The organism is Cycloclasticus sp. P1, assembly GCF_000299965.1.
Lineage (GTDB): Bacteria > Pseudomonadota > Gammaproteobacteria > Methylococcales > Cycloclasticaceae > Cycloclasticus > Cycloclasticus pugetii.
Genome location: NC_018697.1, coordinates 2110965 through 2125560, shown reverse-complemented (window position 1 = coordinate 2125560; position 14596 = coordinate 2110965). Strand labels below are relative to the sequence as shown.

Sequence of the window (14596 nt, the reverse complement as noted above, 5' to 3'; positions counted from 1 at the left end):
TGTTGCCTGGCAACCACATGTTAACGTTCCTTGAGTGCGCGTTCTTTCGCTTTTAAAATGGGTTTAAGCAAGTAATCTAACACAGTTTTTTTGCCCGTTAAAATATCGACATCTGCTGTCATGCCAGCAATAATGCTTAGCTTTACACCATTTCTTTCAAGGTAATTCTTTTTAGTGCGCAATCGAATCATATAGTAATTTTCACCATCTTCTTCATTGGTAATGCTGTCGGCGCTAATATGCTCTAGCTCTGCTTCAAGTCCACCATAAATAGAAAAGTCATAAGCTGTTAGCTTCACCATGGCTTTTTGTCCTGGGTGAAGAAAAGCAATGTCGGCGGGGCGAATTTGCGCTTCAATTAACAATTGGTCGTCAATGGGGACAATTTCAACTAAATCCATGCCGGGTTGGATGACACCACCAACAGTGGTGACCTTTAGTTGTTTAATAACACCTTTCACAGGTGAAAGTACACGTGTGCGTGTTACTCGGTCTTCTAGCGCAAATGTCGATTCGCTGGTTCTATCTAGCTCTGCTTTGGTCTGGTTTAGCTCTTCGAGAGCCTTTGTTTGGAAGCGCACCTTGGTTTCATGGAGTTTATTTCTGGCCTCTGTTAATTGGCCTTTTAGGCTGTTCGCTTCTCGTTTGATACGAAGGAGTTCTACTTTAGACATGGCGCCTTCATCTACCAAAGGCGCAGACATTTCCAGCTCTTCCTGTAACAACGCATAGCCACGTGTATATTGGCTTATTTGTTCTTTTATTGTTTGGGTGGCGGCATTTAATTCTTTGCGTCGAGACTTAAAGAGTTGCACTGCATTTTTAGCAATCTCAGGGGCGTTTTTTAATACATCATCAGGAATAACCAGTGTTGTATTGTTGACCTCAGCGGTTAACCGAGCTGTTGCTGCTAGTAATTCGTGATATTTGAGTTTTGTTTCATTTAAAGAGGAGGCAAACCTAACTGCATCTAGTTGTAACAGGGCTTGGCCTTTTTCGACGGTTTCACCCTCACGAACTAAAATTTCAGCCAGAATACCTCCCTCTAAATTTTGAATAACTTGAATATGGCTTGAGGGGGTTGTTTTGCCCGAGCCACGAGTCACTTCATCTAGTTCGGCAAAATTAGCCCAAATAAGGGCAATGATGACAAAAATAAAACTTATCCATAAAATCAAGTGGCTTTGAATGGATGCGCCATAGAGGCTGGCTGCATTTACATCAGTTACGTAGGTCTGATTTTCGGCGTGTTGCTTGTATTTCTTTTTAACGGTTGAAATTTTATTTAACATTATTAGTTTGAAACCTTGATTTGTCCTTTTTTCAATGCTTCTAGGACTTTATCTTTCGGGCCGTCGGCCATGATTTTAGCGCCATCGAGTACGATAAGGCGATCTACAAGTGATAGTAAAGAAGCTCGGTGAGTTACTAAAATAAGGGTTTGGTTGTTTAATTGCTCCGATAGTTTCTCTTTGAAGCGCGCCTCGGTGCTATTATCCATAGAGTTGCTGGGTTCATCCATAATGAAAATAGGTGGCGATAGTAACAAAGACCGAGCCACGGCTACACTTTGACGTTGTCCGCCAGATAAAGACGCGCCTCGTTCACCAACGGGCATATCAAATCCCTCGGGGTGACGATTGACAAATTGGGTAACACCGGCGATTTCAGCAGCGTGTAAAATAGAAGCGTCGTCAGCGTAGCGTGAACCCATTGTAATATTGTCTTTAACGCTACCAAACATCAGCGAGATGTCTTGCGGCACGTAACCAATTTGGCGACGAAGGTCAGACGGGTCAATTTGACGAATATCTGTTCCGTCTATCAAAATGGACCCTTCTTGAGGTTCGTACATGCTGAGCATTAGTTTTTCAATAGTGCTTTTGCCAGAACCAATACGACCGATAAAGGCGATTCGTTCACCGGCTTTAATTTTGAATGAAATATTATCCAGTGCTTTAACCGGTTGTTCGGGGTAGCTAAATGAGATGTTTTTAAACTCAATATCACCCTTAAACGTTGGGCGGTGTAAATATTTTTTACCCGGTTCGCGTTCAACCGGCAACGACATCATATTAGTCAGTGTATCCAGTGATGTACGAGCTTGGTGGTAACGGGTTAGCAATGAGGCGACCTGTCCTATAGGTGCTAATGCACGACCTGTTAAAATGGTGCAAGCAATTAATCCACCGGTTGTAAGTTCACCTTCAGATATTTTATATACACCAAAAATCACTACCGATACAGAAGCCATCTGAGTTAAGAAGGTGGTTAAATTGACAGCAATAGATGAGTAAAAGCGTGACTTAAGGCCTAGGCGAGAAATCTGCCCAATATTTTGTTCCCATTTGCTTTGCATTTGCCCTTCAGCACCAGCGCTTTTGATCGAGTCTAGATTGTTAAGCGACTCAATCAAGGTGGCGCCTTTTTGAGCAGAGTGTTTAAACAGCTCGTTAATAGTGTTCTTAAGAGGTTTTTGCACAGCTATGCCACCCAAAATAGCCAAGGGCAAAATAGTTAGTGGCACAAACGCTAAGTTACCACCGATCATATAAATAACCGCAATAAAAATAAATAAGAAAGGGAGGTCAATTAAAGTGGTTAGTGTGGCAGAGGTTAGAAAGTCTCTGAATGATTCAAATTCGCTAAGATTGTTGGCAAAAGCACCGACAGATTTAGGGCGGTTTTCCATTTTAATGCCCATAACTTTTTCGAAGATGGTCGCTGAAAGAATAATGTCTGATCGTTTGCCTGCAACGTCAATGAAATAGCCTCGAAGTGCTTTCATAATAAAGTCGAAAATAAATACAATAGCGACGCCTATCGCCAGTACCCATAGTGTTTCAAGTGCATGATTGGGTACGACACGGTCGTATACATTCATAATGAACAGTGGAGACGCCAGAGCGAATAAGTTAATCAATAACGAAGCGGCTAGCGCCTCGCTATATATTGGCCAAGATTTAAAAATAACATCCCAAAACCAATGCTTTGCTTTAGGGATAACAGAGTTGGCTGTTCTGCTATCAAAGGTGTGCTCTGCTTGAATAAAAAAAGCAGAACCAGTGTAAATTTCGTCTAATACGCTAAGACGGACTGTTTTTTCACCGCTGTCTGTTTCCGGTAAAATAATGGTGCAGTTATCATCATTTTTGGAAATTAAAACGCAGGTTTTATCGTCATCTAGTAGCAAGATAGCAGGTAAAACTAAATTGGATATTTCAGCCAGTGGGCGGCGGATAAGCCCTGTTGATAATCCAGCTCGTTGAGCTGCTCGTATGAAAAGTGACGCATTAAGTTTATTGTCTACTAACGGTAAACCGGCGGTTAGCGAGTCAGCAGAATGAGGCGTGTTGAGTAGTTTGCAGACTGACAATAAAGCTAACAGCAGCGGGTCATCCTGGTTTGTTATGCCTGCCATATTATCCAACGGTTTTTTTAAAGTTGCTTCGGTCATCTTTTATCCACTTGATACGAAATAAGGCACAAAAATCCGTATTTTGTGCACTAAGTTTGATTATTGTTTTTGATTTAGTGATACTAGAACAAATTTCAGAAAATGCAATCGGAGCTACCAATATGCCTTATGTTAATCGCAACGAGCACGGCGAAGTGACGGAATTATTAGATGTCTGCGATAAGGCTAATGGAGAGTGGCTTGATGTCGGCCATGCGGATGTTATTGAGTTTCTAAGAAAACCATCTCAAGCCAATAAGCTTAAGGAATCTTTGAGCCGCTCTGATAGTGAAATGGTACGTGTGGTTGAGGATTTGGTAGATATGTTAATGGAAAAGCAGGTATTCGTTTTTACTGAATTGCCAGAGGCGGTGCAAGATAAGCTTAATAAACGTAAAAAATTACGCCATGATGTTAATGCCTTAAGTAATCTCATTGGGGATGACGATAATATCTTGTAATCATTTCTTGTGGTCTTAAGGTATAAAAACTCAAAATTAGTACCTTAGTACAATAGCCAGTCTCAAGCGGCTGACCTAAAATTCCGGTTAACTTAGCAGCAATAAACGTTTGGCCTCAACAATGATAGATGCACTGGTAATCGACACAACAGATCAAATCACCTCATTGTTGTTAGGTGATAATGCTTGCATTCAAACGATTGATGATGAGGTTAAGGCATTGAATGTCATTGATAACGCGGCATCAGTCGTTGTATTGCTGCATTACAATGTACGAAAAGAGCAAACTGAAGAATATGTAAAGTTAATCGTTAACACTAACGCAAAAAGCAAGGTTGTTGTTATCGCTGACAAGCTTGATGAAGAGACGGTATTAGCATGCTTACTGGCTGGTGCGCAAGGCTATCAATCATTAAGCGGATTAAAGCAATATAGCAATAAACTATTGGCGGCCATGAATGCTGGTGAGGCATGGATAACGCGTCGAATGACCGCCACATTGCTTGAGACATTGCGGGCGCATAAATAGGACAAGATTATGGCAAATGATGTAACTAGTAACGAACCAGAGGCATTAGACCTGCTGGATCTGTTGGTTGACGAAAGCAATGATATTCTGAGTGATTATGTGTCTATTTCATTAGAAGCATTGAGTGAAGGCACAAAAATTAGTGTCACCACGGTGGAAGATCAGCCGGCAACCTACTCATCAACATTAACTGGTGTAACGTTAACCGACCTTCATTGTTTGGTCGATATACCACCAGAGTCATAAAAAATAAGTAAATTTAGTACTTTAGTACAATAGATAAACCAGTAAACGTAAGCAATACTCACTATTATTAAGAATGTAAAAACCAACGGATCGGAGAAACACCATGGCTAATGTAGGCACAGTACAATCAGTAACAGGGATTGTTAAAGCAATCGCAGAAGACGGAACGGAGCGCATTTTAAGCATAGGCGATACAGTCGCTGAAAATGAAAAGATTGTCACAGGCGACGGCGTTATCGTGATTGCCTTTACCGATGGTACTGTCTTAGACTTGGGTAGTAACTCAAGTATCGTGTTAAACGAAGACGTGCTCAATCAAGAAGGTGAGCAAATAGCGCAAAACCGAGCAGATGCCAACGACGAAGTTGCCGCACTGCAAGAAGCATTAGCAAATAACCCAGACTTTGACCCAACAGCGGAGCTACCAGCTACAGCAGCTGGGCCGGCCGCAGGCGGAACAGAGGGTAATAACGGTCACAGCATTGTCAGTGTGGATTACCTAAACCCTAAAGCACCGGTAGAGTCAGGATTCGATACCCTTGGTATTAGCCAAGAGTTTCTACAGCCCGATGAGGAATTGCCTCCGGTTATAGAGGATGACCCAGTTATAGAGGAAGAGTTAAACCCACCCGTTGATTATGACGCTAGTGTAACTGCGCAATTTGTTGAAGAGGCACCGTTTGAATTTAATTTAGAAAACCCAGCTGGGAGTGTTGGCGATGAGTGGCCGGCAACAAGTATTAGTGTGCCTGTTGATAATGGAGAAAACCAAGTTGCATATGTTTACTTTACACTTGATGCAGATGCAGCTGTTTCTATTTCTACAGATGGCCCAACAATAGATCCTCAGATTCATCTGTTTAGGGATGATGGTAGTCTAGATCTAGGTGACTGGTTAGCAACAGACGACGACGACGGTCCCAGCGCTGGTTCTTTTGATAATTCAATTATCAATACGGGAGATGAGGTCGGGGTTCTTCCTGCTGGAAACTATATTTTAGCCGTAAGTGATTACAGTTTATTGGACTCAGAGGCTGTTTCTGGTGGTAATTCAAATAGCCTTGTTGGCGATGTTGTGATTACGATAGCCTCACCGACTGCTACGGTAACAATTAATGAAGGAACATCGGCTGATCCTGCGACAGCTACAACTGGTATATATGTACTTTATGATATTGGTGGAGATGATGGAATACCAGAGCTAGGCGCAGGATACATATATGAATTTCAAGTTGGTGAATCAGAAAATGTTATCGACAATATTCATGGCACAGATGTTGAAGATGGCGTAACAGCTGATTTCACAATAACAAGCCTACCGGCTAGTGCTGATGACCACCAAATTGGCTTACTACTAATAGATCGTAATGATGATGGCACGATTGAAGAAATTTATGGCGAAGGGTTTTCGCCGCTCCCTGCCGGAGGTTTAAGTGTTTTATCGGGAGATTCAGTGTACTATTTTCAGCAAGCTGATTATGGGTATGGTGACGAGCGTCAGATCACAGATGAAGTTTACAGGGTTCAATTAGAAGCACCGGTTCTTATGGACCCTGTGCCAGTTACATTTAATTATTTCACGACAGACTCAGATGGTTTCGTTAGTGATGGGGCTGTAATTAGTATTGGCTTCCCGCAATTACCGTCTCCCCCAGAGGCCTCAGTTGGCGTGGGCGCAAATGAAGATGGTGTTTTAGAGGAGGATACACAGGGGGCGCTCCATTTTACAGCAACACCAGTAGAAAGTGATGACACAATTACAGCCATTACAATTGAAGGTTTTCCAGTCGGCCCAGATGGATGGTTGGTTGATGCTGGCAGTGTAACGTTGACCGGTGGCTCAGTTGATAGTGTTTTTTATAACAGCTCAACGGGTGAGTTAACAATACTTGTAACAGGTGCAACACCGGGTGTGGTGGTAACAGGTACCGTTGATGTCACTCCAAATGCAGATAGTGATGTCGATGTAGGTCTAATAATAAACGCAACGGCAACAGATGAGGGGTTGTCTGCGACTAGCAGTAATGGACCGACTACTGTAGGTGTTGATGCGATATTAGATGAGGCTGTTCGATTTGTTGATGGTGAAGATGACGATAGCGAACCTGATGCAATTGTAGTAACTGCTGATGAAAGTTATACAGAACAAGACATACAACTGGGTGGCGATATCGCTGAGGTGTTTAGCCCGTTTGGTCAAAATGATGGCGCTGGGGATACTAATGAAACAGGTGAGTTAACGATCGTTGTAACAGGTGGGTTGCCCGATGGTGTAAGTCTGTCGTCATTTGATGGTGAGTTAGTATTGGATGCTGGCAGTACAGATACTTATACTTTGACAGGCACTGCTAGTGAGTTAGAAGCGATAGCTGATAGCTTGTTTGTAACAGTGCCTGAAGGCTTTGATGGTGGTTTTGATGGAACACTAAGTGTAAGTTTTGAAGACCCCGCAGTTGATGCTATAGAGGTGCTGGGTAACAATGTATCAAGTAGCAGTACAACATTTTCTGTAAATATCGCACCAGGTGAAGATATTGATTTTGAATCATTAGATGAAGAGTCTGTGGAAACAGATGGTTCTGTGAATATTGATTTAGCCGGAACCATCAGCATCAGCGATGCGGATGGTTCAGAACAGTTCACCAGTGTTGAGTATACCTTTAATGGCTTGCCAGCTGGCACAACAGCCTTTGGTGGTGTCTTGGTGGGCAACGTCTTAACAGTGACCTTAACGGCAGGAGAATTACCGGCTTCATACGGCTTAACCCTACCAACAGACTACTCAACGACAGGCGTTGCTGGCAGCACAACGAATAATGGAGCAGACATTACGTTCGATGTAGCGGTCACCACAAACGAAGGCAGCGACAGTGAAAGTGGCACGATTACCGTAGGCGTTGAAGGCGACATCAATGTTGAAGTAGCAACGATTGCTGCACAAGATGAAACCGACGCCGTTGTGACCTTCACCTTAAGTGACAAGCTAACGGTTGAAGAGACCGATGCGGATACCTCTGAGCAAGTGACCTCAGTCACCGTCACCCTATCAGGTGTTCCAGAAGGCTCAGTGATGACGGGTTGGACTGAAGTAGGTGTTGATAGTGGTCATTACACCTGGACAGGAACAAGCACAGCTGGCGTACCGGATGTTGGTATTGCCGCAGACTGGTCAGGCACAGTGACGGGTAATGTAGCGGGCACGACCGATGAAGGCGGCGCTGATAATAAAAACTTTAGCTTAACCGTTGATCCAACTGAAGACATCGACTTTAACCTTGATGCACTTAATATCGACACCGTTGAAACGGACAGCACCGTAGCTGTTGATTTAGCGGGCACCGTGAGCATCAGCGATGCGGATGGTTCAGAACAGTTCACCAGTGTTGAGTATACCTTTAATGGCTTGCCAGCTGGCACAACAGCCTTTGGTGGTGTCTTGGTGGGCAACGTCTTAACAGTGACCTTAACGGCAGGAGAATTACCGGCTTCATACGGCTTAACCCTACCAACAGACTACTCAACGACAGGCGTTGCTGGCAGCACAACGAATAATGGAGCAGACATTACGTTCGATGTGGCGGTCACCACAAACGAAGGCAGCGACAGTGAAAGTGGCACGATTACCGTAGGCGTTGAAGGCGACATCAATGTTGAAGTAGCAACGATTGCTGCACAAGATGAAACCGACGCCGTTGTGACCTTCACCTTAAGTGACAAGCTAACGGTTGAAGAGACCGATGCGGATACCTCTGAGCAAGTGACCTCAGTCACCGTCACCCTATCAGGTGTTCCAGAAGGCTCAGTGATGACGGGTTGGACTGAAGTAGGTGTTGATAGTGGTCATTACACCTGGACAGGAACAAGCACAGCTGGCGTACCGGATGTTGGTATTGCCGCAGACTGGTCAGGCACAGTGACGGGTAATGTAGCGGGCACGACCGATGAAGGCGGCGCTGATAATAAAAACTTTAGCTTAACCGTTGATCCAACTGAAGACATCGACTTTAACCTTGATGCACTTAATATCGACACCGTTGAAACGGACAGCACCGTAGCTGTTGATTTAGCGGGGCACCGTGAGCATCAGCGATGCGGATGGTTCAGAACAGTTCACCAGTGTTGAGTATACCTTTAATGGCTTGCCAGCTGGCACAACAGCCTTTGGTGGTGTCTTGGTGGGCAACGTCTTAACAGTGACCTTAACGGCAGGAGAATTACCGGCTTCATACGGCTTAACCCTACCAACAGACTACTCAACGACAGGCGTTGCTGGCAGCACAACGAATAATGGAGCAGACATTACGTTCGATGTGGCGGTCACCACAAACGAAGGCAGCGACAGTGAAAGTGGCACGATTACCGTAGGCGTTGAAGGCGACATCAATGTTGAAGTAGCAACGATTGCTGCACAAGATGAAACCGACGCCGTTGTGACCTTCACCTTAAGTGACAAGCTAACGGTTGAAGAGACCGATGCGGATACCTCTGAGCAAGTGACCTCAGTCACCGTCACCCTATCAGGTGTTCCAGAAGGCTCAGTGATGACGGGTTGGGACTGAAGTAGGTGTTGATAGTGGTCATTACACCTGGACAGGAACAAGCACAGCTGGCGTACCGGATGTTGGTATTGCCGCAGACTGGTCAGGCACAGTGACGGGTAATGTAGCGGGCACGACCGATGAAGGCGGCGCTGATAATAAAAACTTTAGCTTAACCGTTGATCCAACTGAAGACATCGACTTTAACCTTGATGCACTTAATATCGACACCGTTGAAACGGACAGCACCGTAGCTGTTGATTTAGCGGGCACCGTGAGCATCAGCGATGCGGATGGTTCAGAACAGTTCACCAGTGTTGAGTATACCTTTAATGGCTTGCCAGCTGGCACAACAGCCTTTGGTGGTGTCTTGGTGGGCAACGTCTTAACAGTGACCTTAACGGCAGGAGAATTACCGGCTTCATACGGCTTAACCCTACCAACAGACTACTCAACGACAGGCGTTGCTGGCAGCACAACGAATAATGGAGCAGACATTACGTTCGATGTAGCGGTCTCCACAAACGAAGGCAGCGACAGTGAAAGTGGCACGATTACCGTAGGCGTTGAAGGCGACATCAATGTTGAAGTAGCAACGATTGCCGCACAAGATGAAACCGACGCCGTTGTGACCTTCACCTTAAGTGACAAGCTAACGGTTGAAGAGACCGATGCGGATACCTCTGAGCAAGTGACCTCAGTCACCGCCACCCTATCAGGTGTTCCAGAAGGCTCAGTGATGACGGGTTGGACTGAAGTAGGTGTTGATAGTGGTCATTACACCTGGACAGGAACAAGCACAGCTGGCGTACCGGATGTTGGTATTGCCGCAGACTGGTCAGGCACAGTGACGGGTAATGTAGCGGGCACGACCGATGAAGGCGGCGCTGATAATAAAAACTTTAGCTTAACCGTTGATTCAACTGAAGACATCGACTTTAACCTTGATGCACTTAATATCGACACCGTTGAAACGGACAGCACCGTAGCTGTTGATTTAGCGGGCACCGTGAGCATCAGCGATGCGGATGGTTCAGAACAGTTCACCAGTGTTGAGTATACCTTTAATGGCTTGCCAGCTGGCACAACAGCCTTTGGTGGTGTCTTGGTGGGCAACGTCTTAACAGTGACCTTAACGGCAGGAGAATTACCGGCTTCATACGGCTTAACCCTACCAACAGACTACTCAACGACAGGCGTTGCTGGCAGCACAACGAATAATGGAGCAGACATTACGTTCGATGTGGCGGTCACCACAAACGAAGGCAGCGACAGTGAAAGTGGCACGATTACCGTAGGCGTTGAAGGCGACATCAATGTTGAAGTAGCAACGATTGCTGCACAAGATGAAACCGACGCCGTTGTGACCTTCACCTTAAGTGACAAGCTAACGGTTGAAGAGACCGATGCGGATACCTCTGAGCAAGTGACCTCAGTCACCGTCACCCTATCAGGTGTTCCAGAAGGCTCAGTGATGACGGGTTGGACTGAAGTAGGTGTTGATAGTGGTCATTACACCTGGACAGGAACAAGCACAGCTGGCGTACCGGATGTTGGTATTGCCGCAGACTGGTCAGGCACAGTGACGGGTAATGTAGCGGGCACGACCGATGAAGGCGGCGCTGATAATAAAAACTTTAGCTTAACCGTTGATCCAACTGAAGACATCGACTTTAACCTTGATGCACTTAATATCGACACCGTTGAAACGGACAGCACCGTAGCTGTTGATTTAGCGGGCACCGTGAGCATCAGCGATGCGGATGGTTCAGAACAGTTCACCAGTGTTGAGTATACCTTTAATGGCTTGCCAGCTGGCACAACAGCCTTTGGTGGTGTCTTGGTGGGCAACGTCTTAACAGTGACCTTAACGGCAGGAGAATTACCGGCTTCATACGGCTTAACCCTACCAACAGACTACTCAACGACAGGCGTTGCTGGCAGCACAACGAATAATGGAGCAGACATTACGTTCGATGTGGCGGTCACCACAAACGAAGGCAGCGACAGTGAAAGTGGCACGATTACCGTAGGCGTTGAAGGCGACATCAATGTTGAAGTAGCAACGATTGCTGCACAAGATGAAACCGACGCCGTTGTGACCTTCACCTTAAGTGACAAGCTAACGGTTGAAGAGACCGATGCGGATACCTCTGAGCAAGTGACCTCAGTCACCGTCACCCTATCAGGTGTTCCAGAAGGCTCAGTGATGACGGGTTGGACTGAAGTAGGTGTTGATAGTGGTCATTACACCTGGACAGGAACAAGCACAGCTGGCGTACCGGATGTTGGTATTGCCGCAGACTGGTCAGGCACAGTGACGGGTAATGTAGCGGGCACGACCGATGAAGGCGGCGCTGATAATAAAAACTTTAGCTTAACCGTTGATCCAACTGAAGACATCGACTTTAACCTTGATGCACTTAATATCGACACCGTTGAAACGGACAGCACCGTAGCTGTTGATTTAGCGGGCACCGTGAGCATCAGCGATGCGGATGGTTCAGAACAGTTCACCAGTGTTGAGTATACCTTTAATGGCTTGCCAGCTGGCACAACAGCCTTTGGTGGTGTCTTGGTGGGCAACGTCTTAACAGTGACCTTAACGGCAGGAGAATTACCGGCTTCATACGGCTTAACCCTACCAACAGACTACTCAACGACAGGCGTTGCTGGCAGCACAACGAATAATGGAGCAGACATTACGTTCGATGTAGCGGTCTCCACAAACGAAGGCAGCGACAGTGAAAGTGGCACGATTACCGTAGGCGTTGAAGGCGACATCAATGTTGAAGTAGCAACGATTGCCGCACAAGATGAAACCGACGCCGTTGTGACCTTCACCTTAAGTGACAAGCTAACGGTTGAAGAGACCGACGCGGATACCTCTGAGCAAGTGACCTCAGTCACCGTCACTCTATCAGGTGTTCCAGAAGGCTCAGTGATGACGGGTTGGGCTAACGATGGTGGTGGTGATTATAGCTGGACAGGAACAAGCACAGCTGGCGTACCGGATGTTGGTATTGCCGCAGACTGGTCAGGCACAGTGACGGGTAATGTAGCAGGCGAGACCGATGAAGGCGGCGCTGATAATAAAAACTTTAGCTTGGTAGTTGATAGTACTCCTGATACTCCAGTTAATGACGTTATCACCGTTGAAGAAGAATCAATTCCATCTATCAATGGGAATGATGAGAATGATGGGTTGAGTTACACAATCAATGGTACCTTCTCTGATAATGCTGATTGGGGGGCTGATGGTTTTGGTGGTATCGTGAGTGTTAATGGTGTCATTCCAAGCAGTAATGTTATTACTGTTAGTGATCCACAGTGGACGTTGACAGTGAATGCTACGACGGGTGACTACACATTTACCTTACTGAGCAATATTAGCTCAACACCTTTTGGGGATAATTTAGAAGGAACAGATAATCTACCTACATTTAATGTGATTGGCCAAGATGGTAATGGAAGCCAAATCGGCTTTGGTTTAGAGGTTGGTGTTGTCGATGATATTCCTGCCTACCTTAACCCAACAACATCTCACCTTAAAGATGCTGCGACGTCTCCTGATGTCGTTCAGCTTCTTAACTTTGCTGTAGGTGCTGATGGTGTTGAGAAGGTCGTATTTGATACGAGCATGGAGGGAACTGCGGCTATAGACTCACTTGGAAACGAGCTGACTTTTAACGGTACAGGTGAAGCGTTGTTTGTTCACTTTTCTGATGACAATACCCAGCTTCAATTTGTAACTAAAAATACTGATGGTTCGTTGAATACAGCGAACGTGAAGTTTTTTATTGAGCTTAGCGCAGACGGACAAACTTATAGTGTGCACTCAGAGGGTGTCATTATTAATGGTACAGCAGTTACAGCCACAAACTTGTCGAGTGTTGGTGGTGGTAATGTTGAGTTAAAAGCAATCTCTAATATTGATGGTACTTCAGAAGATGTGGTGATGACGACTGAAGCGGGCGAAACAGTTAATACCAACGCAAACTCAATTGGTATAGGGACGCAGAATGCGGTTACTGTTGGCGAGGCGATTCGTTTTGATTTTACCAATGGTGAAGTAACCGGTAATGGGGGTAATGCATTTTATCAATACGGTGGTTCACACAACCTAACAAATGCCTTTACTCAACAGGTCTATAGAACAACGGCTTGTACATCGTCTGCAAACATTACTATTTCAGCGATACTGGCAGATGCTGATGAGGTGTTTTATGGTGATACGACAGGTGAGACGTTTGTTGATATTACGAGTGTCAAAGTCTATTCAGGAACGCTTGCTGATGTTCAAGCAGGGACTGCGACTGATGAAACTAGCAATGTGACTATCACATTAAACGCGGATGGTTCTGCAAGTATTGCTGGTTTGCAAGAAAAATGGATTTACCAAATTGAGACCACTGATGAGTTTAGTGCTGTGACTGTTGGAGTCGATGTTGGAAATATCAAACTGGGTGTATTTAGTTACGGTATAGGAAGTGATGGGCTACCAATAGAGCTGGATTACGATGTTATCGGTACAGATACTGACGGTGACAGCGTGACCGGTTCACTGGGTGTAAACCTTTATCCAGATGGCGCTACGATTGAAGGTGGCGATACGGGTGATATTCTAAATGGTACGAATAGTGATGATTACATCATTGGGCGTGATGGTGATGATGACTTATTTGGTCTTGATGGTGATGACTTGTTGATTGGCGGTTTTGGTGATGACGAGCTGACAGGTGGTTCAGGTGAAGATTCATTCTTGTTCAGTATGGCAGCTAATTCGGGTGATGACATTATCAAAGACTTCGAAGTAAATACGGATAAGTTAAACTTTATCGACGTGTTGGATGTAGACAATTCAGGTGATTTCAATTTAGCTGATGCTATTAGTAATGTTAGTGATAGCGGTGTTGGTGGAGATATCTCTGTTAGTCTAACTAATGGTGGAAGTGTCACTCTTGAAGGGATTGGTACAGGGGCAATAAATGATATTACATCTTTACAAGCCTATCTTGGCGCTACAAATATTACAGTAGACGAAAGTTAGTCTATTTCTAACATAGAAAAAGCCTCGACAGTAATGTCGAGGCTTTTTTGTTAGAGGAGTAATCATTTTTTATAACGGTATAAAGTTATTTTTGGTTTTTTTGTAAACTCCTATGGGCGGTTTATGGCCAGGGGTGATTGAAGCAGCTAGAGGTGAGCATTTTTAAAAACCGGAGGGAGGCCGGCGATATTAGTTAGTTGTTATATAAATAGTTTAAGTCATCATAGCTAATGATTTCTTTTTTGCGTTATTGAATAATGAGAGCCCTCCATATCGGTAGGAATGGCTCTTCAGTGAAAGCGAGTAAAGTTGCTT

8 protein-coding genes are annotated in these 14596 nt (G+C 45.1%); 6 read left to right on the top strand and 2 right to left on the bottom strand.

Translation table 11 applies throughout. From position 1 onward, the window contains the following. Positions 1–20 precede the first annotated feature (20 nt). On the bottom strand, positions 21–1292 hold the full coding sequence (locus Q91_RS10265; RefSeq protein WP_015006830.1) for an HlyD family type I secretion periplasmic adaptor subunit: 1272 nt from the start codon (positions 1290–1292) through the stop codon (positions 21–23). Positions 1293–1294: 2 nt separating this feature from the next. Continuing rightward, positions 1295–3457 carry a type I secretion system permease/ATPase gene (locus Q91_RS10260; protein WP_015006829.1) on the bottom strand — a complete coding sequence of 721 codons (2163 nt, stop codon included), beginning with the start codon at positions 3455–3457 and terminating at the stop codon, positions 1295–1297. A gap of 122 nt (positions 3458–3579) precedes the next feature. On the opposite strand from Q91_RS10260, the gene Q91_RS10255 reads away from it, so the two are divergent. The 6 genes from Q91_RS10255 to Q91_RS10230 all read left to right on the top strand — a co-directional run bounded on the left by Q91_RS10255 (position 3580) and on the right by Q91_RS10230 (position 14281). Continuing rightward, positions 3580–3918: a hypothetical protein gene (locus Q91_RS10255; RefSeq protein ID WP_015006828.1), complete on the top strand. Its 339-nt coding sequence runs from the start codon at positions 3580–3582 to the stop codon at positions 3916–3918. A 121-nt stretch (positions 3919–4039) separates the two neighbouring features. Next, the gene (locus Q91_RS10250; protein ID WP_041230539.1) at positions 4040–4447 is read left to right on the top strand and encodes a response regulator transcription factor; all 408 of its coding nucleotides are present in this window, start codon (positions 4040–4042) and stop codon (positions 4445–4447) included. A 9-nt stretch (positions 4448–4456) separates the two neighbouring features. Beyond that, the gene (locus Q91_RS10245; RefSeq protein ID WP_015006826.1) at positions 4457–4693 is read left to right on the top strand and encodes a type I secretion C-terminal target domain-containing protein; all 237 of its coding nucleotides are present in this window, start codon (positions 4457–4459) and stop codon (positions 4691–4693) included. Positions 4694–4796: 103 nt separating this feature from the next. Beyond that, positions 4797–8816 carry a retention module-containing protein gene (locus Q91_RS10240; protein ID WP_015006825.1) on the top strand — a complete coding sequence of 1340 codons (4020 nt, stop codon included), beginning with the start codon at positions 4797–4799 and terminating at the stop codon, positions 8814–8816. Further along, positions 8770–9252, top strand: coding sequence for a hypothetical protein (locus tag Q91_RS10235; RefSeq protein WP_015006824.1), 483 nt, complete (start codon positions 8770–8772; stop codon positions 9250–9252). The genes Q91_RS10240 and Q91_RS10235 overlap by 47 nt, the downstream gene beginning before the upstream one ends. A gap of 91 nt (positions 9253–9343) precedes the next feature. Then, positions 9344–14281 carry a hypothetical protein gene (locus Q91_RS10230; protein ID WP_015006823.1) on the top strand — a complete coding sequence of 1646 codons (4938 nt, stop codon included), beginning with the start codon at positions 9344–9346 and terminating at the stop codon, positions 14279–14281. Positions 14282–14596 lie beyond the last annotated feature (315 nt).